The sequence below is a fragment of the Pseudomonas sp. RL_5y_Pfl2_73 genome (assembly GCF_963970515.1).
Taxonomy (GTDB): Bacteria; Pseudomonadota; Gammaproteobacteria; order Pseudomonadales; family Pseudomonadaceae; genus Aquipseudomonas.
On sequence record NZ_CAXAPD010000019.1, the window covers coordinates 95,331 to 118,637 of the forward strand.

Annotated in this window: 21 protein-coding genes; 15 read left to right on the forward strand and 6 right to left on the reverse strand. The window is 59.9% G+C overall.

What is annotated here, in order from left to right:
• Positions 1-127: 127 nt before the first annotated feature.
• The 6 genes from AACY42_RS18925 to AACY42_RS18950 form a co-directional block, all read right to left on the reverse strand.
• The gene (locus tag AACY42_RS18925) at positions 128-1,060 is read right to left on the reverse strand and encodes a phosphatidate cytidylyltransferase (RefSeq protein ID WP_339481557.1); all 933 of its coding nucleotides are present in this window, start codon (positions 1,058-1,060) and stop codon (positions 128-130) included.
• Between the two features lies 1 nt (position 1,061).
• Positions 1,062-1,682, reverse strand: coding sequence for a lysophospholipid acyltransferase family protein (locus tag AACY42_RS18930; RefSeq protein WP_339481559.1), 621 nt, complete (start codon positions 1,680-1,682; stop codon positions 1,062-1,064).
• Positions 1,683-1,847: 165 nt separating this feature from the next.
• Positions 1,848-2,303, reverse strand: coding sequence for a hypothetical protein (locus AACY42_RS18935; protein WP_339481560.1), 456 nt, complete (start codon positions 2,301-2,303; stop codon positions 1,848-1,850).
• Positions 2,293-3,636, reverse strand: a complete 1,344-nt coding sequence (locus AACY42_RS18940) for a phosphatase PAP2/dual specificity phosphatase family protein (RefSeq protein ID WP_339481561.1) — start codon at positions 3,634-3,636, stop codon at positions 2,293-2,295. The genes AACY42_RS18935 and AACY42_RS18940 overlap by 11 nt, the downstream gene beginning before the upstream one ends.
• A complete protein-coding gene (locus AACY42_RS18945) occupies positions 3,636-5,393 on the reverse strand; it encodes a bifunctional alpha/beta hydrolase/class I SAM-dependent methyltransferase (protein ID WP_339481562.1) in 1,758 nt (585 codons plus the stop codon). The genes AACY42_RS18940 and AACY42_RS18945 overlap by 1 nt, the downstream gene beginning before the upstream one ends.
• Positions 5,394-5,404: 11 nt before the next feature.
• Entirely contained in the window at positions 5,405-6,028 is a 624-nt protein-coding gene (locus AACY42_RS18950; protein WP_339481563.1) for a CDP-alcohol phosphatidyltransferase family protein, read from the reverse strand.
• Positions 6,029-6,372: 344 nt separating this feature from the next.
• Here AACY42_RS18950 and AACY42_RS18955 point away from each other — a divergent pair, with 344 nt between their 5' ends.
• The 15 genes from AACY42_RS18955 to AACY42_RS19025 all read left to right on the forward strand — a co-directional run bounded on the left by AACY42_RS18955 (position 6,373) and on the right by AACY42_RS19025 (position 23,207).
• A complete protein-coding gene (locus tag AACY42_RS18955; protein ID WP_339481565.1) occupies positions 6,373-6,831 on the forward strand; it encodes a GNAT family N-acetyltransferase in 459 nt (152 codons plus the stop codon).
• 280 nt (positions 6,832-7,111) lie between these two features.
• Positions 7,112-8,365 (forward strand): cystathionine gamma-synthase family protein, encoded by a 1,254-nt coding sequence (locus tag AACY42_RS18960; protein ID WP_339481567.1) that lies wholly within the window; start codon positions 7,112-7,114, stop codon positions 8,363-8,365.
• Between the two features lie 134 nt (positions 8,366-8,499).
• Positions 8,500-9,930 carry an amino acid permease gene (locus AACY42_RS18965; RefSeq protein WP_339481569.1) on the forward strand — a complete coding sequence of 477 codons (1,431 nt, stop codon included), beginning with the start codon at positions 8,500-8,502 and terminating at the stop codon, positions 9,928-9,930.
• 56 nt (positions 9,931-9,986) lie between these two features.
• The gene (locus tag AACY42_RS18970) at positions 9,987-10,871 is read left to right on the forward strand and encodes a LysR substrate-binding domain-containing protein (RefSeq protein WP_339481571.1); all 885 of its coding nucleotides are present in this window, start codon (positions 9,987-9,989) and stop codon (positions 10,869-10,871) included.
• A gap of 31 nt (positions 10,872-10,902) precedes the next feature.
• Positions 10,903-12,267, forward strand: a complete 1,365-nt coding sequence (gene thrC, locus AACY42_RS18975; RefSeq protein ID WP_339481573.1) for a threonine synthase — start codon at positions 10,903-10,905, stop codon at positions 12,265-12,267.
• Positions 12,268-12,278: 11 nt separating this feature from the next.
• A complete protein-coding gene (locus AACY42_RS18980) occupies positions 12,279-12,716 on the forward strand; it encodes an Lrp/AsnC family transcriptional regulator (protein WP_212798796.1) in 438 nt (145 codons plus the stop codon).
• A 737-nt stretch (positions 12,717-13,453) separates the two neighbouring features.
• Positions 13,454-14,512 carry a homoserine dehydrogenase gene (locus tag AACY42_RS18985; RefSeq protein WP_339481574.1) on the forward strand — a complete coding sequence of 353 codons (1,059 nt, stop codon included), beginning with the start codon at positions 13,454-13,456 and terminating at the stop codon, positions 14,510-14,512.
• The gene (locus AACY42_RS18990) at positions 14,509-15,921 is read left to right on the forward strand and encodes an aldehyde dehydrogenase family protein (RefSeq protein ID WP_339481576.1); all 1,413 of its coding nucleotides are present in this window, start codon (positions 14,509-14,511) and stop codon (positions 15,919-15,921) included. The genes AACY42_RS18985 and AACY42_RS18990 overlap by 4 nt, the downstream gene beginning before the upstream one ends.
• A 223-nt stretch (positions 15,922-16,144) precedes the next feature.
• Complete coding sequence (fic, locus tag AACY42_RS18995) at positions 16,145-17,266, forward strand: protein adenylyltransferase Fic (RefSeq protein WP_339481578.1); 1,122 nt, start codon at positions 16,145-16,147, stop codon at positions 17,264-17,266.
• A 600-nt stretch (positions 17,267-17,866) separates the two neighbouring features.
• On the forward strand, positions 17,867-19,141 hold the full coding sequence (locus tag AACY42_RS19000) for a glycoside hydrolase family 68 protein (protein ID WP_339481579.1): 1,275 nt from the start codon (positions 17,867-17,869) through the stop codon (positions 19,139-19,141).
• 730 nt (positions 19,142-19,871) lie between these two features.
• The gene (locus tag AACY42_RS19005; protein WP_339481580.1) at positions 19,872-20,231 is read left to right on the forward strand and encodes a DUF6124 family protein; all 360 of its coding nucleotides are present in this window, start codon (positions 19,872-19,874) and stop codon (positions 20,229-20,231) included.
• Between the two features lie 232 nt (positions 20,232-20,463).
• Positions 20,464-20,730, forward strand: a complete 267-nt coding sequence (locus AACY42_RS19010) for a helix-turn-helix transcriptional regulator (RefSeq protein ID WP_339481581.1) — start codon at positions 20,464-20,466, stop codon at positions 20,728-20,730.
• Between the two features lie 585 nt (positions 20,731-21,315).
• The gene (locus AACY42_RS19015; protein WP_339481582.1) at positions 21,316-21,675 is read left to right on the forward strand and encodes a DUF6124 family protein; all 360 of its coding nucleotides are present in this window, start codon (positions 21,316-21,318) and stop codon (positions 21,673-21,675) included.
• Between the two features lie 228 nt (positions 21,676-21,903).
• Positions 21,904-22,167 carry a helix-turn-helix transcriptional regulator gene (locus AACY42_RS19020; protein ID WP_060614165.1) on the forward strand — a complete coding sequence of 88 codons (264 nt, stop codon included), beginning with the start codon at positions 21,904-21,906 and terminating at the stop codon, positions 22,165-22,167.
• The gene (locus AACY42_RS19025) at positions 22,167-23,207 is read left to right on the forward strand and encodes a type II toxin-antitoxin system HipA family toxin (RefSeq protein WP_339481584.1); all 1,041 of its coding nucleotides are present in this window, start codon (positions 22,167-22,169) and stop codon (positions 23,205-23,207) included. The genes AACY42_RS19020 and AACY42_RS19025 overlap by 1 nt, the downstream gene beginning before the upstream one ends.
• The last annotated feature ends 100 nt before the right edge of the window (positions 23,208-23,307 follow it).

Below are 23,307 nucleotides of genomic sequence, written 5' to 3' on the forward strand. Positions count from 1 at the left end.
CACCCAAACCCCTGTGGGAGCGAGCCTGCTCGCGATAGCGGTAGATCAGCCAACATGGATGTTGACTGACATGTCCCTATCGCGAGCAGGCTCGCTCCCACAGTTTAGGTGTTCGCCACAGGCTTTCTCAGGTCCACCAGTACCGCACCAAATGAAAGAAGATCGGCGCCGCGAAACACACCGAGTCCAACCGGTCGAGCATGCCGCCGTGGCCTTCGATCATGTGGCCCCAGTCCTTGACGCCGCGGTCGCGTTTGATCGCCGACATGACGATGCCGCCAGCAAACCCCAGCAAGTTGATCAGCAAGGCGATGAGGAACGACTGCCAGGGATTGAACGGCGTGATCCACCACAGCGCGCCACCGATCAGCGAGGCCAGGAAAATGCCGCCGACAAACCCCTCCACGGTCTTGGAGGGCGACAGGTTCGGCGCGATCTTGTGTTTGCCGAACAGCTTGCCGCAAACGTACTGCAACACATCCGAGAGCTGCACCACGATCACCAGGTACGCGATCAGCAACAGGTTGCGCCCTTCGAAACCGGCGATGTCCAGTGTCAGCAGGGCCGGGACGAAGGAGATGCAGAATACCGCGATCATCAGCCCCCACTGGACCTTGGACGCGCGCTCCAGGAAGTGCGTACTGTCGCCGCCCAGGGACGCCAGGATCGGTAGCAGCAGGAACACATACACCGGGATAAAGATCGAAAACAGCCCGTACCAGTCGTAGTAGATCAACAGGTATTGCAGCGGCAGCGCCAGGTAGAACGCCGCCACCAGGGCTGGGTAATCACTGCGACGGGTCGGTGTCAGGGTCAGGAATTCCCGCAGGGCGTAGAACGACACCGCGTAGAACAACAGGATCACCGCCGCGTTGCCGAGCCAGAACGCGATGCCGATCACCAGCACCATGATCCACCAGGCATTGATCCGCGCATTGAGGTTGTCGATGACGGAGTTCGGCGCGCCTTTGGTCCGCAGCCTGAGAATGAAACCGATCAACGAAGCCAGCACTAGAATCGCGCCGATCCCGCTAAACAACATCAGGGTATATCGATCCATGTCAGACGTGCTCCGGGGCCAGTGCTAGCAGCGCGGCGCGGCTGCGTTCGAGAAATTGCTCTTTGCTTTCACCTTCTTCGATGCACAGCGGCGCGCCGAAACTGGTGGTGCATAACAGCGGCAGAGGCAGCATTCGACCTTTGGGCATGACGCGGTTGAGGTTGGCGATCCACACCGGGATCACCTCGACCTCAGGGTGTTTTTTCATCAAGTGATAGATCCCGCTCTTGAAGGGCAACAGGCCTTCCTCCGGATTGCGCGTGCCTTCCGGGAAAATGATCAGCGAATCGCCGTTTTCCAGTGCATCGAGCATCGGCTGCAATGGGCTGTAGGATGGATCCTTGCGCTCGCGGTCCACCAGCACGCCGTTGAACACCCGGTTGATGATGTAGCGACGCACCGGGCTGGTTTGCCAATAGTCGGCCCCCGCGACCGGGCGGGTGAGCTTGCGCAGCGCCGGCGGCAGCGAGGCCCAGAGCAACACGAAGTCACCGTGGCTGCTGTGGTTGGCGAAGTAGATCCGCTGCACCGGCGTCGGCGCGCAGCCGAGCCACAGGCTGCGAGCGCCCGTGACCATGCGAGCGGCGGAGGTGATGAGGTTGGCGACCACGGGTTCGAACATGAGGATTCCTTGTCCTGAGAAACATAAGCATGACGGTGGCGAGGGAGCTTGCTCCCGCTGGGCTCTTGTAGGAGCTGTCGAGCGAAGCGAGGCTGCGATCTTTCCACAGCCCATTGAGTCGAGAGCAAAAGATCAAGATCAAAAGATCGCAGGCTTCGCCAGCTCCTACATACCTGAAGCTAACCAGGGACTGGCCAGGATGAAGCCCAGCGTCAAGACAACTTGTACGGCCAGCAACCGCGATTGCCGACGCAGCAGCAACAACGCGCCGTGCCGGCGTTCGGTCCAGAGACGGCCTGCACGTTCGGCCGGTTGCAGGCCCAGCGAAGTGAGGGCTTGGTCCAGGGAGTAGGTGCGCTCGGCCAGGGATTGGCTACTGTCAGCCATGCGCTGAAACAGATCGGCATCAAATGCCACGCGTAACGCCCAGTATTTTTCCAGCGCACCGAGGACGATCAGTGCGACGCTCAGCAGCAGCAACCACGGATCAATGACGCCCACCAGCCACTGCCCCAACCCCAGCAGCGCCGCCAGCAGTGTCAGCCCGGTGGACAACTGATCCAACGAATGACCCCGGCGCAACAGGCTCGCCACGGTGTGAAGCTCCATATCAGTGATCATGGACATTCCCCTGTGCTGTGGATAACTGTTCCAGCGCCCGACGGTGCGCCGCGTGCAAGACGATACGCGGTCGAGCGCGCTGGATTTGCACGATCGCCGCATCAACGCTCGCTGCCCGGCCGCTGTGCAGCAACCAGGCAACCACCGCCGTGGCGCTGCGCGAATAACCCAGGGCGCAGCAGACCAGCACCGGCCCGTGCTGGCGCAGGTTCTCGATGGCCTCTGCCGCGTTCAGGCATTGCTCGGCGGTCGGTGCTGTCAGATCAAGCACCGGCAATGAACGATAGGCGACGCCCGTGCTGTCCATGGACAATTCCGCGCAGAGGTCGAGTACCCCGGTAAACGCGCTGTCCTTGAGCTCCAACGGCGTAGGGATGCGCCCCAGCCAGACGTTATCCGCTACCTGGTCCGGCTGCGGATGCTTGCGCGTCCAGCCGCGTGAATTGATCCACGCCGCCGCCAGGTAAGGGGCCAGCAACCAACGCGCCGCCGGACTCAAGCGGCCATCGGCACGCTTCTGGAAACCGTCGGCACCGAAGATCAGGTAATTGAGCGCCACCATGAGCATCGCCACCGCCGGCCAGATCAGCCAGAGCCACGTGCCGCCCAAGGCAAACACCGGGATGAACAACATCGCCGCGCCCAAGCCATAACGCAGCGCCAATCGTCGGCGGGCAGGATCCGTCGCCAGACGCGCCCTCAGCAGCGGACTCGGTCGGTCCAGCGGCCACAACCAGACACACAACCAACCGGCCAATGCACCGGTGGGCAGGTCAATGAAGTGATGTTGATAAGTGGTCAGCACCGACAGGCCGATCAATGCGAACCAACCGTGCATCGCCCAGCGCCAGAAACCCTGCAGGTGCCGCTGATAACAGACCCACAGCACCACCAGCAACGCGATATGCAGCGACGGCGCCTGGTTGAACGGCTTGTCGAACCCCGCCAACACCTCGAACAACCAACCGAACACCCCATCCATTTCCGGCCGGGGAAAGGTAAAGCGCAACGGCCAGAGCAAAAAGCAACTGACCGCAATCGCCTGGGCGGTGAGCAGGCGCAAGGCGTGGCGCTTGAGCTCTTTGCGGCTGCTGGGCAACAGTAAGGACAGGCCGTACAGCAGATCAATCGACCAGTAAGGCACGATGGTCCAGGCCATGAACGGCATGTGGCGTTCCCAGGCGAACACCAGCGTGCCAACGTCGTCACGCTGGGACGTGACCCAGGTGGCGAAGCCGTAAGTGGTGAAGAACAGCGGCGCCAGCAATAGCAGCCACAGCACCGCCGGTTTCAGCAGTGCGGGTTCGCGGGGCGGCGCGATGATGGCGCTCATTAGTGCACTCGCAGGGCCAGCGAAACGCTGAAAATGCCCCATTCATCGACCCGCAGGGTGATTTTGCGAAAGCCCGCCGCCTCAACCAATTGATCCATCTCCGCCTGGGTGCGTCGACGCATCACCCAGGCCTGACCGGCACGGTGGCTGGTGAGGGCGCGGGCGATCAGTTCCAGTTGCGGGTGCCACGGCTGGCCGGTGTAGACCAGGAAACCGCCAGGCTCCACGGCTTCAGCCAGGCCGGCGAGGGAGCCGCCGACCAGTTGGTTGTCGGCAAACAGCTCGTACAGGCCCGACACCACGGCGAGGGTTGGTTTCGGTTCCAGCGCCGCCAGATCCGCGCGGTCGAAGGCATCACCTTTGACGAATCGGGCGATGTCGCCCAAGCCTTTTTCCACGATCAGTGCACTGCCGTCGCGCACGTTGATGTCGCTGTAGTCGCGCAGCAGGATCGACTCGGGCAACGGGCTGACGCCTTGCAGCGCTTCGAGAATGTAGCGGCCATGGCCGGCGGCGATGTCGACAATGCGCACCTCGCGGTCTTGCGCGCGCAACTCGGCCATCGCCAGGCGCAGCAGCTCCTCGACGTGCACCTTACGCTGGCGAATGCCGCGCCAGCCGATGGAGTTCAGGTAGTTCTGGTCAATCATCCTGCCCAGCGCCGAGGTGCCGGTGGGGCGGTTGCGGTAGACGTAATCCAGGGTACTGCCGGAGTCGAACCCGGTGTCGAAGCCCAGCTTCACCCCAGCCGACAATTTGCTGCCAAAGCGCATGCTGGCGCGGGTCATGCGCCAATAGAGGTCGCGCAGCGAGTTGTGCGGCAGCGGTGTGGCCAGGGTTTCGGCTTCGGCGCAGGTCGCGCCCAGGCGGTCGGCGTCCAGCAGGGAAGGGCGGTCCAGCGGTCGGGCAACGTTCTGCAGGATGAAGCGGCGGGCACTGGCAATGGCCGGCGCACGGTTTTTCTCGCCGAGGGTGTCGTGGAAGAACCCCGGCAGGATGTGCTTCTCCTTGTGCAGGCTGCCCAGGCGCTCGAAGAACTGCTCCTGGGGTTTGCGGTGCACGACAAAGTCCGAGCCGGAGATCAACAACTGCGTCGGCACCTGGATCGCCTGGGCGTCGGCCACCACGCGGTCGGCGGCTTCGTACAGGCCCAGCAGCACGTTCACCGAAATGGCCTTGGTGATCAACGGATCGCTGTCGTAGGACGCCACCCGTTCCGGGTCATGGCTGAGGAATTTTGCCTTGACGTAGCTGTTGACGAAGAAATTGCCACGCAACTTGCGCATCAGCGCCAGGCCCGGACGGGCGAACGGCACGTAGAGCTTGACCTTGAACGCCGGCGACGCCAGCACCAGCGAGCGAATGCGCGGCGCGTAGTCGTGGACCCAGGTGGACGCGATCACCGCGCCGACGCTTTGTGCGACCACGGCGATGTTCGCTTCGTCGATCTGATGCGCCGCGCCGATGTGGTCGCAGAAGGTCTGCACATCCCGCGCACTGGTGGCAAAGCTCGGGCTGTCGCCCCGCTCGCCAGGCGACTGGCCATGGCCGCGGGCGTCCCAGGCAAAGAAGTCGAACCCGGGCAGGTCCAGTTCATCCACCAGGTGCGCAATGCGCCCGGAGTGTTCATGACCACGATGAAACAACAACACCGCCTGGCGGGGCTCACCCGCCGCTGCGTCGATAGCCGGCCAGTGCCGGTAGAACAACTCCACGCCGTCAAAGGTAGTGAACGTCAGTTCCTGGGCTTCACGCATTGCAAGTTCCTTTATGCTGAGGGAGCGTTTTCCTTCACTTGGCCCAGGCCATGACGGACCCGATTGACCAAGGTATAAACCAGCAGGGCGGCAACCACCGCCATCACACTATCTACCCAGACCGCCCCGAGCCAACCCAGGGCAATACCGGTCGCCAACACGCCTAACACAAAGGCGCGATCACTTTTGCCCATTGGCCCGTCATACCGCCGCGAGGCCCCCACCATTGCCCCGAGCACGCCGGCGTATTCGCTGAACAACGCCAACAGCGTGACCAACAACACGAGCAACAGACTGGTATCGGCAAACAACGCGAAAGGCAGGATCAGGGCAGCGTCGGCGATGATATCGCATAGCTCATTAAGGTAGGCACCCAGATGCGATTGCTGACCAAATTCCCGCGCCAACATGCCGTCCACGGCATTCAACGCCATGCGCAGGAACATCCAGATCGGCACCAGGACGAAGATCCACGGATGGTTGGCAAACCAGGCGATGACCGCGCCGACCAATACCGAAACGATGCCAGCGAGCACCGTGACCTGGTTGGCGGTGACACCGTTATTGTAGAGACGTTGAACCATGGGGCGCAGCAGGTTTTGAAAGGCGGGCTTGAGTTGGTAGATAGAGGGCATCGGGTGATATCTCGGCCGGTTGCGGGGCTGGGTTTATACAGGTGCGAGATTACGATAGGTTGAGGGCTTGCAGGCGGGTATTTCTCGGGAATGCGCGCGGGTAGGCATCATAAAATCAATGACCTGTACAAGAAATAGCCAATGTGGAGCGAGCAAGCTCGCCCCCATAGGTTTTGTGTTTCAACGAATAGACATCGTGATGCCATAAGAGCAGTCGGTGAGGTTTCAATCAAAGGATCAAGCGACGAAACTTCTGTGGGCGCGAGCCTGCTCGCGATGGCGATGCGGCAAACACATAGATCTTCAGCTTTGCCACCCAGACAAATAAACAAGGAGTGTTTCAAATGCTGCAAATGGATTGGCTCACTAACCACATGGATAAATGCGACCAGATGGCCGAGTGGCTCCATCGGGAATTCAGTTATGAATTCGCTCAGCAATCCCTCGCCAGTTGGCAGCAGGAATTCGCTGCGGGGCAGCACGATGGCCGCTGGAAGTGCCTGATTGCCATGGAACACGACCAGTTGCTCGGCGGCGCTTCACTTGCCAGCCACGACCTGCCTGACCGGCCAGAGCTGGGCCCATGGCTGGCGTGTGTGTTCATCACCCCAGAGGCTCGACGCAGAGGGCTTGCCGCGCAGTTGATCGAAGGCATCTGCCGTCATGCGCGAGAGGCTGGAATCATCACCTTGTTCCTGCACACCCACAGCCAACGTGATTATTACGCCAAGCTGGGTTGGGACGTGTTGGAGCGTTTTGAGGCTTGGGGGAAAGAGCAGTGGCTGATGGCACGGTGTTTATAGGGTGGCGCCTTCTTTCGTCGATAGCAGAGCGTTGGCCGGGCATTAGGAAGATGGGAGTGTCAGTCACCCTCAATGGCAACTGACCCACCGCCATCGCGAGCAAGCTCGCTCCCACAGGTTCATCAGTGACTTACACGTCGCGGCTTCACCCCCAGCCATTAAAAAAACCACCCCTTTGGCACCGATAACATCGTTTCTCGGGCGCGCGGCTTTTCCCTATATTGGCCCTCAGATCCGGTGGATGGCTCAACGTCCACCCCCTCAGTGTGAGTAGCCTCAAATGAACAATAAACCTGACAGCACAGGGCTTGATAATGCCGGCGCGGGAACCCGGGCGGTTTGGGGTGGGGAGCAAGTCAGGCACCCCTACAACGCCACGCAAACCCCTATCGTGGCCAGTGCCGCGTACGGTTACGACGACATCGACGTCTGGTACGACGTCGCCTTGGGCAAGGCCCCCGGCTTTATCTACAGCCGCATGAGCAACCCGACCGTCGAGACCCTCGAAGCCAAGATCCGCGAGCTGGAAATGGCCGAGTCCGCCGTGGCCTTCAGCAGCGGCATGGCGGCGATCAGCAGTGTGCTCTACACCTTTCTGGCCCATGGCGATCGCGTGGTGTCGACCAAGGACAGTTACGGCGGCACCAACAAGATCTTTGAAGAGTTCCTGCCGCGCACCGGCGTGGCGGTGACCTTGTGCGAGACTTTCGATCACGACGACCTCGAACGTGAAATCGCCAAGGGCTGCCAGGTGCTGTACCTGGAAACCCCCACCAACCCCACCCTGAAAATCCTCGACATCCCGCGCCTGGTGGCAGCGGCCAAGCGTGTCGGCGCCGTGGTCGTGGCGGACAACACTTTCGCCACACCGCTGAACCAGAGCCCGCTGGCCTTGGGGGTGGACGTGGTGATTCATAGCGCGACCAAGTTCCTCAGCGGTCATGGCGACGTGCTCGGTGGCCTGGTGTGTGGCAGCGAAGCCTTGATGGCTCAGGTGCGGCATTATCGGGAAATCAACGGCGCGAGCCTCGACCCGTTCTCGGCCTACCTGATCATCCGTGGCATGAAAACCCTGGCACTGCGCATGCGCCAGCAGCAACACAGCGCCCGGGCCCTGGCCGAATTCCTCTGCACCGAACCGCTGGTGGAGGCGGTCAATTACCCGGGCTTGCCCAGCCACCCGAACCACGCCGTGGCCTGCGCGCAGATGTCCGGCTTCGGCGCCATCGTCAGTTTTGTCCTGGTCGGCGGCATGGACACGGTCAAGCTGCTCCTGCCACGCCTGCGCTTTGCCCATTGCGCGGGCAACCTGGGCGCGGTGGAAACCATCTACGGCCCGGCCCGCACCACCAGCCATGTCGAGAACACCTTGGAAGAGCGTCTGGCCCTGGGTATCTCTGAAGGCTTGGTCCGGGTTTCGGTCGGCATCGAAGACACGGACGATCTATTGGATGATCTGAAACAAGCTTTCGCCTTCGTCAAAAAGACCCTCAATCCGCACCTCAATGAAGTCCACATCGAGACCGCAAACTGAAGTTTGAAAGTTGGTACCCCATAACAAGGCTGTGAATGGGGCGTTCATGAATAGGAATAATAATAAAAGCTCAGCGGCGCCTGTCTGACTCGCGTAGACATAGATGCGCGCCCTGACATTTCATGAGAACAACCATGTCCATAACAGAACAACAAACGAGTACGCGGGCCGGCTTCAAGCAGGAAATGCAGACGCGCCATATCGTCATGCTGGCCTTGGGCGGCGTGATCGGTACCGGGCTGTTCCTGACCTCCGGCTACACCGTTAACCAGGCTGGCCCGTTGGGGGCGGTGATCGCCTACATCATTGGCGCACTCATGGTCTACATGGTGATGATGTGCCTGGGTGAGCTGGCGGTGCAGATGCCCGAAACCGGTTCGTTCAGCACCTACGCCACGCGCTTTCTCGGGCCCGGCACCGGCTACACCGTGGCCTGGTTGTATTGGCTGACGTGGACGGTGGCCATCGGTTCCGAATTCACCGCCGCCGGTATCCTCATGACCCGATGGTTTCCCGACACGCCGGTGTGGATCTGGAGCGCGCTGTTCGCCGGCGTGGTGTTCCTCACCAACGTGGTGTCGGTGCGTTTGTTCGCCGAGACCGAGTTCTGGCTGTCGTTGATCAAAGTGCTGACCGTGGTGGTGTTCCTGCTGATCGGCGGTGGCGCGATTCTCGGCCTGTTGAACATTGATCAGGCCCACAGCATCGGCTTGAGCAACTTCACCCGCGAGGGGCTGTTTCCTACTGGCTTCATGCCGATTGCGATGACGCTGCTGGCGGTGTCCTTCGCGTTCTCCGGTACTGAACTGATCGGCATCGCCGCCGGCGAAACCAAGGACCCGCAACGCAATGTGCCACGGGCCATTCGCACTACAGTGCTGCGTCTGGCAGTGTTTTTCGTCGGGACCATTTTTGTCCTGGCGACCCTGTTGCCCCGCGAGCAGGCCGGTCTGGTCGAAAGCCCCTTCGTCACGGTATTCACCTACATCGGCATTCCGTACTCCGCCGACATCATGAACTTCGTGATCATCACCGCCCTGTTGTCGGCGGCCAACTCCGGCTTGTACGCCGCCTCGCGCATGCTCTGGACCCTCAGCGACCAAGGCCACTTGCCCAAGCAGTTTTCGGCCCTGACCCGCATGGGCACGCCGCTCAACGCGATCATCGTCAGCATGGCCGGCGGCGCCGCCTCGTTGCTCAGCAGCGTGTTTGCCGCCGATACCATCTACCTGGCGCTGGTGTCGATTTCCGGCCTGGCCGTGGTGGTGGTGTGGATGAGCATCGCCGCGAGCCAGATCGCCTTCCGCCGTCACTATGTGGCCAACGGCGGCGACATTCGCAAACTCAAGTTCCGCGTTCGCGGTTATCCGTGGGTGCCGCTGGGGGCGCTGGTGTGCTGCAGCCTGGCGTGCATCGGGATCGCCTTCGACCCTGAACAACGAGTGGCGCTGTACTTCGGCTTGCCGTTCATCGCCTGGTGTTACTTCGTGTATTACATTACCCGCAAAAGCCGCGAGCGACGCTTGGCGGTTGCCCTCGTGGCACAACCGTCCGACGCGTACTAGCTCGTCGACACGGCGGGCAAACGTGCTCGGTGCCGGGGGTCAACGAGGTCCAGATCATGAAACAAAAAACGCTGCCCCCCTTGAACTGGCTGCGGGCGTTCGAAGTGTCGGCCCGCTGCCTGAATTTCACCCACGCCGCCGACGAATTGTTTTTGACCCAGGGCGCGGTCAGCCAGCAGATCCGCCAATTGGAAAACCACCTGGGGGTGGCGCTGTTCAAGCGCTTACCCCGCGGCCTGGGCCTGACAGAGGAAGGCCAGGCCTACCTGCCGGTGGTGCATGACGCAATCACGCGACTGGCGGTAGGCACCAACGAGATCTTTGGCCAGCACAAGCGCCGGCCAATCAAGGTGCGCGGTAGCCTGGCGTTTTTCGTGCACTGGCTGGCGCCAAAACTGGTGGGCTTTCGCCAGGCGCATCCGCACGTCGACATCCGCTACATCAGCAATATCTGGGTCAAGGAACTGGACGGCGAAGACGACATGGAAATCCGCTGGGGCCACGGTCAATGGCCGGGCCTGGTGTCCCAGCGCCTGACCTGGGACACCTTGTTTCCGGTGTGCTCGCCCGCCTTGATGGCGACGCTGAAAGTGCCGGCGGACGTGGCCAAGCATCCATTGCTGCACGTGTTGGGCTACGAAGAGGGCTGGGGGTACTGGCTGAAAATGGTCGGTGCCGACTCGGTGGATTCCTCGACCGGCATGCAATTCGACACGCTGGTCTGCACTTTGCGCATGGCCGAACTGGGGCAGGGCATCGCCCTGGCGCGGTCGTCGATGGTGAGTGACATGCTCGGCGACGGGCGCCTGGTCGAACCCTTTGCCCAGCGCATCGAAGCCAGCGAATCGTTTTACCTGGTGCGCAGTTCCGGGGCCGAACAGCACCCGGACGCGGCGCGGTTTTCCACCTGGCTGGTGGAGCAGGCGCATCGTTTCAAGTGAGCCGTTTTTAGAAGACTATCCGGAGCTGACCATGCGCTATGTGAGTACCCGCAATTCAACCGTGCAGGTCGATTTCGAACGCGTCGTACTGTCGGCCATCGCCGAGGACGGCGGGCTGTTCGTCCCGGTTGAACTGCCGCAATTCGAACCCCAGGACATCGCCAATTGGTCGACATTGTCCTATGACGAACTGGCCTATCGGGTAATGCGTCCGTTCGTGGGCGAGGCGATCCCCGAGGCCGATTTCAAACGGGTGCTCAAGGAGGCCGGCAGCCAGTTCAGTCATCGTTCTTTGGCGCCGTTGCATCAGGTGGATCGCAACGAATGGGTCCTGGAATTGTTTCATGGGCCAACCCGCTCCTCGAAGGATTTTGCCGCGCAGTTGCAGGCGCGGTTGGTGCAGTACTTCCTGCGTAAGCGCGGGCGTCGCGCCGTGGTGATGGGTGTCACCAACGGCGACACCGGCCTGGCGGCCATCGAGGCCTTCAAGCACTGCGACGAGACCGATGTGCTGGTGATTTATCCCCAGGCCGGCGTACCGCGAGACCAGCTTCAAGACCTGCAAGCGACGGCGCATCCGCGGGTCCATCAAGTGGCCGTCGATGGCAGTTTTGATGAATGCCAGACCTTGGTCACCCAACTGTTCCGACAGCATGAGGCGATCAGTTTCAACTCCAGCAACTGGGTCAGCGTCATGGCGCAGTTGGTGTTTTATTTCCATGCCGTGCTGCAGTTGGGCGGCGGTCAGCGGCCCATCGGTTTCAGCGTGCCGGCGGCGAGTTTTGCCGAAGTCTATGCCGGCTACATCGCGCAGAAGATGGGTTTGCCGATCACGCAGATGATCGTCGCCACCAACCAGAATGACGCGTTGCATCAGTTCTTTTTGAAGAACCACTACTCGCGGTTGCGCGCCAGCAAGACCCTGTCGCCGGCCATGGATTTGTCGATCTTTTCCAACCTGGAACGGTTTCTCTGGGAGCTTTACGGGCATGACGATCAAGCCGTGAGCGCACTGATGCACACCTTTGAAACCCACGGCGAAATGACCATCGCCAACGAGTTCTGGTTGCAGGCGCGGATGATCATCGACTCGTACGCGGTCAGCGATGAGCAGACGCTGGAGGAAATCACTTCGCTGTATCGCGACACCGGTTACGTCATCGACCCACACACCGCCACCGGCGTGCTCGCGGCACGCTTGTACCGGCGCAGCCTGGTGGCGCCGATGGTGACCTTGGGCGAGATATCTCCGGCCAAATCGGCGGTATTGCTCGGCGAGTTGGGGATCCACATTGCGGCGCAACAACGCCCGGTTTCCGAGCATGGCCCGGCGCAGATTCTTCGCATCCAGCCGGACGACCTCGGTGCCCTCCATCAACTGCTCGGCGCCCTGTAACAGGAGGCCCCATGAAGCGAATTCTCGACCCCCTCGACGAACGTATCATCGCCGAACTGCGCCTCAACGCCCGCGCCGCCCACGCCGAGCTGGCGGCCAAGGTCAACCTCTCGCGCAACGCCGTACGCCAACGCATCGAGCGCCTCGAACGCGACGGCGCGATCCAGGGGTATACGGTGCGCACCGGGGAGGGCGGGCAAGCATCGTCGAACATCAACGCCGTGATCTTCGTCTACCGCTACGATCGCATGCGTGGTGCCGAGGTACTGCAGGCCCTGCAAGCCATGCCCGAAGTGCAGCAGTGCGATGTGATGAGCGGTGAGTTTGACCTGATGCTGCGGGTCGGCGCGGCGAACCCGGAGCGGGTGCATAAGGTGTGGAAAGAAATCTCCGCGTTGCCGGGGGTGGAGAACACCGTGACGTCGTTTGTGTTGTCGTCGGTGGTCTAGGCACGCAATCTGTCCAAACAGTGGCCCCTGTGGCGAGGGCGCTTGTGTGGCGAGGGAGTAAGCTCCCTCGCCACAAGAGCCGGCGCAGGTGCATGCCCTGACACCAATGAACCAAACACTGAAAAACACCTGTGGGAGCGAGCCTGCTCGCGACAGCGGTACACCAGCCACCGCCGATGTGCCTGACCTGGCCCTATCGCGAGCAGGCTCGCTCCCACAGGGATTTGTGCCCGGCCAGTGGAACAAGCACGCTTACTGTTGCTGATGTTCGCAAATGCCCCAGCCGCCACAAACCCTGTGGCGAGGGAGCTTGCTCCCGCTGGGCTGCGCAGCAGCCCCAACCTGGTCACCCTCAACCAACCTGACCCACCGCGCTGCATGATTTGGGGGGGCTGTGCAGCCCAACGGGAGCAAGCTCCCTCGCCACAAGAGCCGGCGCAGGTGCATGCCCTGACACCAATGAACCAAACACTGAAAAACACCTGTGGGAGCGAGCCTGCTCGCGATAGCGGTACACCAGCCACCGTCGATGTGCCTGACCTGGCCCTATCGCGAGCAGGCTCGCTCCCACAGTGGTCTGTGCTCGGTCAGTCGATCTTTCTCCATCGCTACCGCTTTGCCCGCCCCTTGGTCAAAACGCCCAAAAAATAGAGCAAATTGGCATATTTCACTGCCCACGCCGCCCCCCTAACCTAGATCCCAACAACCTCATCACCCGGATCAAGGACATAACAAAAATGACTGAATACAAACTGGCACTGGTCGGCTTCGGTGGTGTGAACCGGGCATTGGCGCAACTGATTGCCGAGCGTAACGACCGCTGGAAATCCGAACTCGGCTTCACCCTGAAAATCGTCGGCGTCACCGACCTGTTCCTCGGTTCGGTGATGGACCGCCACGGCCTCGACGCCGCATTGCTAGCCAAACTGCCCACCGTCAAAGGCGCCATGGCTCAACTGCCCGGCGGCACCGTCGACGCCCTCAACGAAGCCGTGATCAAAGACTGCGGCGCCGACATCATCGCCGAAGCCACCTTCACCAATCCGGTGGACGGCGAGCCCGCCACCTCGTTCTGTCGCTGGGCGTTGGAGCGCGGCAAACACGTGGTCACCACCAACAAAGGCCCTATCGCCCTGCACGGCGCCGAACTCAAAGCCCTGGCCCAGCGCAACAACGTCGCCTTCGAGTACGAAGGCTCGGTCATGAGCGGCACCCCCGTCATTCGCCTCGCCAAACAGTCCCTGGCCGGCAGCTCGATCACAGGTTTCGAAGGCATTCTCAATGGCACCTCCAACTTCGTCCTCACCTGCATGGAGGGCGGCCTCGGATTCGCCGAAGCCGTCAGCCAGGCCCAAACCCTGGGCTACGCCGAAGCCGACCCAACGGCAGACATCGCAGGCTTTGACGTGCGCCTCAAGGTAGTCATCCTCGCCAACGAACTGCTGGACGCCAAACTCACCGTCAACGACGTTACCTGCAACGGCATTGCCGCCCTCAGCCTCGATGACATCGAAAAAGCCCGCCACGACGGCGCACGCTGGAAACTTATCGGCGCCGCCACCCGCCAGGTCGACGGCTCCATCAGCGCCAGCGTCGAACCGCGCCTGCTGAGCAACGACCACCCGCTGGCGAGCATCAGCGGCGCCACCAACGCCGTGTCCTTCACCAGCGAACTGCTCGGCGCCGTCACCGTCGCCGGCCCGGGCGCAGGCCGCATCGAAACCGCCTTCGCGCTGCTGTCAGACATCATCCACATCCACCAATCGGCAACCCGCAAACAGGAGCACAACCTGTGAACGTATCGCGCCTGGCCCTGGCGGTTGTCGAACCGCACATCGAAGTCCTCAACCCGTTTGACGGCAGCACCGTCGGCACCGTCGTCGACGTGTGCGCCTCAGAAGTCCCACAACTGCTCGAGACCGGACGCAGCGGCGCACGAGCCTGCGCCGCACTCCCACGTCATCGCCGCGCCAGCATCCTCGAACAAGCGGCACTGAACATCGAACGCGACACCAAAGCCTTCGCCCGACTGATCGTCGACGAAGCCGGCAAGACCCTCAAGCAGGCGGAAAAAGAAGTCAAACGCTGCGTCAACACCCTCAAGCTCTCTGCCGAAGAAGCCAAACGCAACGCCGGCGAAATCGTACCGTTTGACGCCTACGAAGGCGCCGAGTCGCGCCAAGGCTGGTTCACCCGCGAACCCCTGGGCTTGATCGTCGCGATCACCCCCTACAACGACCCGCTGAACCTGGTCGCCCACAAACTCGGCCCCGCCATCGCCGGCGGCAACGCGGTGATCCTCAAACCGTCCGAGCTGGCGCCGTTGTCGGCGCTCAAACTGGTCTCGTACCTGGTCGCCGCCGGCCTGCCACAAACCGTGGTCACCGTCGCCACCGGCGGCGCGGAACTGGGCAAAGCGCTGGTCGCCGCCCGCGACGTGCGGATGATCTCCTTCACCGGCGGCTTCGTCACTGGCGAACAAATCGCCCGCAGCGCCGGCCTGAAAAAACTCGCCATGGACCTCGGCGGAAACGCCCCCGTCATCGTCATGGGCGACTGCAACCTCGACGCCGCCGTCGACAGCTGCGTCTCCGGCGCCTTCTGGGCCGCCGGGCAAAACTGCATCGGCACCCAGCGCCTGCTCATCCACGCACCGATCTACGCAGCGTTCCGTGAGCGCTTCGTCAACCAGGCCCAAGCCCTGGTCGTCGGCAACCCACTGCTCGCCAACACCGACATCGGCCCGATGATCACCCAACAAGCCGCGCAAAACGCCGAACAGGTCGTCAACGAAGCCCTGCAACAAGGCGCCACCTTACTCTGCGGCCACCGCCGCCAAGGCACCTGCTACGCCGCCACCGTCCTGGAAAACGTCGATCATTCCAGCCGACTGTGGTGCAACGAAGCGTTTGCGCCGGTGGTGGTATTGCAGCCGTTCGAGACGTTCGATGAAGCCATCGCGTTGGCTAACGAACCTGAATACGCCCTACACGCTGGGATTTTCACCAACGACCTCAACACCGCGATGAGCGCTGCACGACGGATCGAGGCGGGGGGCGTGATGATCAATGATTCGTCGGATTTCCGTTTTGATGCGATGCCGTTTGGCGGTTCCAAGTATGGGAGTTTGGGCAGGGAAGGGGTGCGGTTCGCGTATGAGGAAATGACCCAGCCGAAGGTGGTTTGTCTGAACACGTTGGGGTGAGGGGCGAGTCAGTCCGAAGGAGTCGCGTTACCTGTCATGTCGCTAAAAATTCATTTTGACGACACGTTTTGTTCTCATGTCGCCGGCAGCGACATGAGGAGGGAACGTGTCGCAGAAATCGAAAAACAGCGACACGTTATCCCCTCGTGTTTACACTGACGACGCAAGAGGGTGCCAGACTGAACGCCCTCGCCCTTTAATCCAAAGGACCAGGATCGCTCCCATGACTGCAGCCCCTCACGTCTGGCAAGCCGATAAGCCCTATAACCAATTACCGCCTCTGCCTCCGGCAACCGAATTGGAAACCCGTGCAGTACTCAAGCGCTGTATCGAGGCGCGCACGGCCTTGGCTGAGTTGAAGCAAGCCGCCGAACTGATCCCCAACCAAACGGTGCTGATCAACACCATCCCCTTGCTGGAAGCCAAGGACAGTTCCGAAATCGAAAGCATCGTCACCACCACGGACTTGCTCTTTCAGCATGCCCAAGAGGGGGACGGCCATGCCGATCCTGCGACCAAGGAAGCGCTGCGTTATCGCAAAGCCCTACACCACGGCTTCCTGTCGCTTGCCGAGCGACCCTTATCCACGGGCACCGCAGTCGAAATCTGCCGCACGCTAAAGGGCGTGAACATGGACATTCGACGCGTACCGGGCACCCAGTTGGCCAACGACCGTACCGGCGAGATCATCTACACCCCACCGGACGGCGAAGATCATCTGCGTGATTTGCTCGCTAACTGGGAGCGCTTCCTGCACAACGAGACGGATCTGGACCCGCTGGTGCGTATGGCCGTCGGGCACTACCAGTTCGAGGCTATTCACCCGTTCACCGATGGCAATGGCCGTACCGGGCGGGTGCTTAATACGCTGTTCCTGATTCAGGAGGGGCTGCTGAATCTGCCGATCCTCTATCTCAGCCGTTACATCATTGCCCACCGAGCCGACTACTACCGTCTCCTGCTCGACGTCACGCGCGACCAGGCATGGGAGCCCTGGCTGCTCTACATGCTTAGCGCCGTGGAAGAAAGCGCCCGCTGGACCTGCGCCAAAATCGCCGCCATCCGCAGCCTGTCCGAACACACCACCCAATTCGTTCGTGAGCAACTGCCGAAAATCTATTCCCGTGAATTGGTGGATGTGATCTTCGAACAACCGTATTGCCGCATCCATAACCTCGTCGAGAAACAAATTGCCGGGCGCCAGGCTGCCTCTCGCTACCTCAAAGATCTCGTCGACATCGGCGTTCTCCAAGAAACGCAGGTCGGCAAGGAAAAGCTCTTTATCCACCCAAAACTGATGCAGTTGTTGGCTCGGGATAATAATGAGTTCAAGCCTTATGCCTGACCTTCTCATGCCGAAGGTGGTTTGTTTGAATACGTGGGTCGGCTGATGCGTCCTTGGCCGCGTCGGTAGTTCCTCGTCAAAGCAACTGACCCACCGCCATAGCAGGCACTTCGCATCCCCCCTGTGGGAGCAAGGCTTGCCTGCGATAGCGGCACACCAGTCAACATCCATCCCGCCGACTCACCACCTCACGAATAGCTCACGACAACCCGCTTTCTCTCATGTCGCCGACGGCGACAAATCAAAGCTTTTTGTTCGACTCCCCACTTTGCATTGGCCTTTGCGCAGAACGCGCAGGCTCAGTTGACCAATCCCTCTATGCACTGCTTCCACCCATTGCCCAGTTACGCACGCTTTCCACCGAGCTACGTTCAAAGCGCCGACCGTGCAGTCAACGTCGTCAATCTCCCCATGAACTAACTTCTTCAAACGTTCCTGGCTGAAACGTATCAGCTCAGAGAAAATATCAAATTATGCACAAATGCATTTTTATGCTTGACCCGCATGCATAACCCCCTATAAGGTGGCTTCACTGTATGCACATACAGTATTTCTAAAGCGTCATTTATTTGAATCCATTCATGGACGAGGTCTTACCTTATGAAAACCACCACTGAAAAATTCGGTGTAACCCCCCATCAACCCAGCCTTTGGACCCGCGCTGATGCGTTGAAAGTCCGGGCAGATGACCCCACCACCACTCAGCCGCTGGTCAGCGCGGACTTCCCGGTACTGAACAACGACGTGTTTATCTGGGACACCATGCCCCTGCGCGACTTGGACGGTAACGTGACGTCCGTCGATGGCTGGTCGGTGATCTTCACCCTGACGGCCGATCGTCATCCAAACGACCCGCAGTACCTCGACGAGGACGGTAACTACGACATCCTCCGCGATTGGAACGATCGTCACGGGCGGGCAAAGATGTACTACTGGTATTCTCGTACCGGCAAGAACTGGGAATTCGGTGGCCGTGTGATGGCCGAAGGCGTTTCGCCGACCGCTCGCGAATGGGCCGGTACGCCGATCCTGTTGAACGACCGAGGTGAAGTGGACCTGTATTACACCGCCGTCACCCCGGGCGCGACCATCGTCAAGGTGCGCGGGCGGGTGGTGACCACTGAGCATGGTGTCAGCATGGTCGGCTTCGAGAAGGTCAAGCCGCTGTTCGAGGCTGACGGCAATATGTACCAGACCGAAGCACAAAACGCGTTCTGGGGTTTCCGCGACCCATGGCCTTTCCGCGACCCGAATGATGGCAAGCTGTACATGCTGTTCGAGGGTAACGTGGCCGGTGAGCGCGGCTCGCACAAAGTAGGCGAGGCAGAAATCGGCGATGTGCCGCCGGGTTATGAAGAGGTCGGCAACTCGCGCTTCCAGACCGCCTGTGTCGGCATCGCCGTAGCCCGCGACGCGGACGGTGACGACTGGGAAATGCTGCCGCCACTGCTGACCGCCGTGGGGGTAAACGACCAGACCGAGCGCCCGCACTTCGTGTTCCAGGATGGCAAGTACTACCTGTTCACGATTAGCCATACCTTCACCTATGCCGACGGTGTAACCGGGCCGGACGGGGTGTACGGTTTCGTCGCGGACTCGCTGTTCGGCCCTTACGTGCCGCTGAACGGTTCCGGCCTGGTGCTGGGCAACCCGTCCTCGCAGCCATTCCAGACCTACTCGCACTATGTCATGCCAAACGGCCTGGTGACCTCCTTCATCGACAGCGTACCGACCGACGAAACCGGCACGCAGATTCGTGTCGGTGGCACCGAGGCGCCAACGGTGGGCATGAAAATAAAAGGGCTGCAGACGTTCGTGGTGGGCGAGTACGACTACGGTTACATCCCGCCGATGCTCGACGTCACCCTCAAGTAACAGCAACACCGGGGTTTCAGGCAGCGGGTTTGCGGTCGATGACAAAACCGTCGTGGATATGATCGAGATATCCCGCCTGATTCATTGCGACATTGCTCGCAAGCCCCATTGAACAACGCGTCGTAACCCTCTTCGCGACTGGCTGCAAGGATGCAGCCGGTCGCGAATGCATTTCCGCACTGCGCACTTGGAACGATGAGCTCTCTTAAGTAGTGCAGCAGCCCGCCGTACATTCCCCAACCGCAGCGTCGCGCCTTGCTAAATGACGCTGACGCACCGCATTCACGAGCAAACTCGCTCCGCCCATTCCTATGTTTGAAATGCCTGACGCAAGCTCCTCTGTGGGAGCGAGCCTGCTCGCGATAGCGGTGTGTCAGCCAACATCCGGCCAGCTGTTTATCGTGACTCTACGAGACTAGCCGCGACCGACATCGCCTTGCGCCATTGCCTACAACTACGCCAGAATCCGCCGGCTTGTGCGTCCTTGGCTTCGTCGGTAGTTTTGATCCTGTCACTGCCCATCAGTGATCGGGTTTAGCAGCCCGTCGAGTTGAGTCGCATCAAGCTTCATCAGTCAGGTATTCCCATCCCTGCATTTGATGGTGGCTGTGCGTGGGGCGCCCTCGGGCGCGCCGATTTCTTAACTCGTCGGTCTGCTAACCCGCGTACAGCTGCCACCCACTCGTTTAGCAGCGAGAGGGTTGTGGCCTCACCAAAGAGAGTTAAGGCTATGGTCAAAATTACACCGAACCCTCCGACCGCAGATGAGCATGTATCTCGCGCTCAGTCTGCTCGTAACAACAAGCTTGATGACGCTGCCAACCGGGCGTTGGATTACTACCTGAAGCCTACGCCGAAGGACGAAACGTCTGACAAGCCCAACACTATTTTCCGTATCGCACCGGATGTTGATTCGGAATGTCTGCTTGCCAGTCTTAGTGAAAACCTGGCTTCGGCGAATGCCATGATCAGTGATTTGGCGTTTGGTCTTGAGGGATCACGGCGGCATTTTGCGTTGGGGATCTTGCAGGTGATTGAGGTGAGTGAGCTGCTGGCGAATCGGGCTTTGGATATTGTTGAGGTGAGGTAACGAGGGGCCGCGCTTACCCCGGGTATGAAAAAAAGGTCTTGCATGGCAAGACCTTTTTTGTAGGCGAGAGATTGGAATAAAGGCCCGTCAGGTTTAGGGACATCCAGGAATTCGTCGCTCAGTTTGTGCAACGAGGTGCTGCACTAATCACGAATCAAAAAACACGTAGCGTTGTGTCCCCAAGGCTACAGCAATAATAAAAATATAGATGTTTGATGCTCGAGGGCTACAAATGACCACCCTGTTGGATGTGGCCGAAATGCTGAAACAGGCTCGAGGTGAGGCCCGTTTGAGCCAGGAAGCCTTGGCCGGTCGCGCTGGTGTCTCACGTTCAACGGTGGCGCGTATGGAAACAATGGCTAAAGGGGATATGAGCGTCTCGGCCCTTGTCCGGTTATTGGAAGCGGCCGGATACGATTTGAAACTGGCGAAGGCAGGTCATGAACGCACGGTTGAGGACATCCTGGCCGAGCAGCGTTCCGGGGCGAGCGAGTCCTAGTCACTGACGTAAAGCCGATAGAGAAGTTGTGCAAGTACCTCTTGCACAATTTCACCCTCACCGCATCGTCGCTCTTTGCTCGCGACGCGCCATGCTGGCCAACATAAATGACGCTGACGCACCGCATTCACGAGCAAACCCGCTCCGCCATTCCTATGTTTGAAATGCCTGACGCAAGCTCCTCTGTGGGAGCGAGCTTGCTCGCGATAGCGGTGTATCAGCAACATTCCAGCCAGCTGTTTATCGTGACTCCACGAGACTAGCCACGACCGACATCGCCTTGCGCCATTGCCTACAACTACGCCAGAATCCGCCGGCTTGTGCGCCTTGGGTCCCCCCGGTAGTTTGAATCCGTCACTGATCATCAGTGATCGGGTTTCGCAGCCCGGACTCTATAGGCGCACAACGTCACCTTCGAAAGCAGATTACCCATGTCTGTGATTTCGTCAGAGGTGGCTGTGCGTGGGAGACCCCTTGGGTCTGCCGGTCCCTAGAGTCCCGGTCTGCGAACCCGCGTACAGCTGCCACCCCAACTTCGTTTCGCAGCGAATGGTGGTAGCTCCAACAGACTCTAGGAGCTTTACCATGGCTAAAATTACACCGAACCCACCAGCTGAAGGCGAACATGTATCTCGCGCTCAGTCTGCTCGTAACAATAAGCTTGATGACGCTGCCAACCGGGCGTTGGATTACTACCTGAAGCCTACGCCGAAGAGCGAAACGTCTGACAAGCCCAATACCATTTTTCGTATCGCACCGGATGTTGATTCGGAGTGTCTGCTTGCCAATCTCAGTGAGAACCTGGCTTCGGCCAATGCCATGATCAGTGATTTGGCGTTTGGTCTTGAGGGATCACGGCGGCATTTTGCGTTGGGGATCTTGCAGGTGATTGAGGTGAGTGAGCTGCTGGCGAATCGGGCTTTGGATATTGTTGAGGTGAGGTAACGAGGGGCCGCGCTTACCCCGGGTATGAAAAAAGGTCTTGCACAGCAAGGCCTTTTTTGTAGGCGAGAGATTGATAGAGGGCTGTCAGGTTTGGGGGCGTCAGAAGATTCATCGCTCAATTTGTGCACAGGGCGCTGCACTAGAGCCAAAATGGGAAACTTGTGATGTTGTGTCTCCGGGGCTACAGTAATCAGCAGAATCTAGATTTTTGATGCTCGGGGGCTACAAATGACCACCTTGTTTGACGTGGCTGAAATGCTGAAACAGGCTCGAGGTGAGGCCGATTTGAGCCAGGATGCCTTGGCCAGTCGCGCCGGCGTATCCCGTTCAACAGTGGCACGTATGGAAACAATGGCAAAGGGGGACATGAGCGTCTCGGCCCTTGTCCGATTATTGGAAGCGGCTGGATACGACTTGAAGCTGGTGAAGGCTGGTCACGAGCGCACGGTTGAGGACATTCTCGCCGAGCAGCGTTCCGGAGTTTCTGAATAATGATCTTAGACGTACACGTCAGCGGCAAAACGGTCGCCAAACTTTACCGAGAGCGTGATGAGTACGTCCTGAAATACCTTCCGGGTACAGCTGCGGCGGACTTTGTCAGCTTGGCATTACCCGTGCGTGAAGAGCCGTGGCGCTGGCCTCGTGATCTGTTTCCGTTTTTTCGGCAGAACTTACCTGAAGGGTACTTGTTGGGAGTTATCCGTGAAGAGTTTGGCGCCTTACTGGATGGCACGGATTTATCACTGCTAGCGGTAATTGGCGGTGCAGGCGTTGGGCGTGTGACGGTAACGCCGGAAGGCATCATGCCGGGCGCCGAAATGGAGCCCTTGGAAATAAATCATCTGCTGACCGCTGAAAACACAACTGAGCATTTTGCGACGCTGGTACGCCGTTATGCACGCGCGGCTATTTCTGGCGTCGTGCCCAAGTTCATCGCGCAGGATGTTGGGCATGACGCGTTGCCCCTGGGCAAACCCACTCTACGTACCGGGTTTCACATCATCAAAGGCTCAGACGATACGACACCTTACCTGGGCTTCAACGAGTTCTACACCATGCGTGTGCTGGAGCGGTTACAGGTCGTACCGGTAGCAACGTGCCGTATGTCAGACGATGGTCGAGTTCTGGTGGTGAATCGTTTTGATGTTGATGAAAATGGCCTACCGCGCTGTGGATTGGAGGACGCATGCGGGCTCCTGGGCTTACCGCCCCATGAGAAATACGCGACCACTACGGAAAGAGTGTGGAACGCCACTCGGGCATACATTTCTGGAGAGCGATTGCGAGAGCAACGTGAACACTTCGGTTGGCATCTGCTGACGAACTACGTAGTCCGTAACGCCGACTGCCATGCCAAAAACATTGCGCTTTATTACACCTCGCGAGCAGACGTAGCGTTTACGCCAGTCTATGACTTGGTGACCACTCAAGCCTATCCGCGTTTTGCCGCGAACCCGCCAGGTTTGTCCGTAGGCGGTCGGCAAACTTGGACGCCGGGGCGCATGCTAGGGGCTGTTGCCGTTTGTATCTAAGCTATTGATATAAAAAAGAAAGCCCGCATCGTTGAAGATCTGACCCAACACCGATGCGAGCTTTCGATGCCCCGATTATTGCTCAGTGATGAGCATTGGT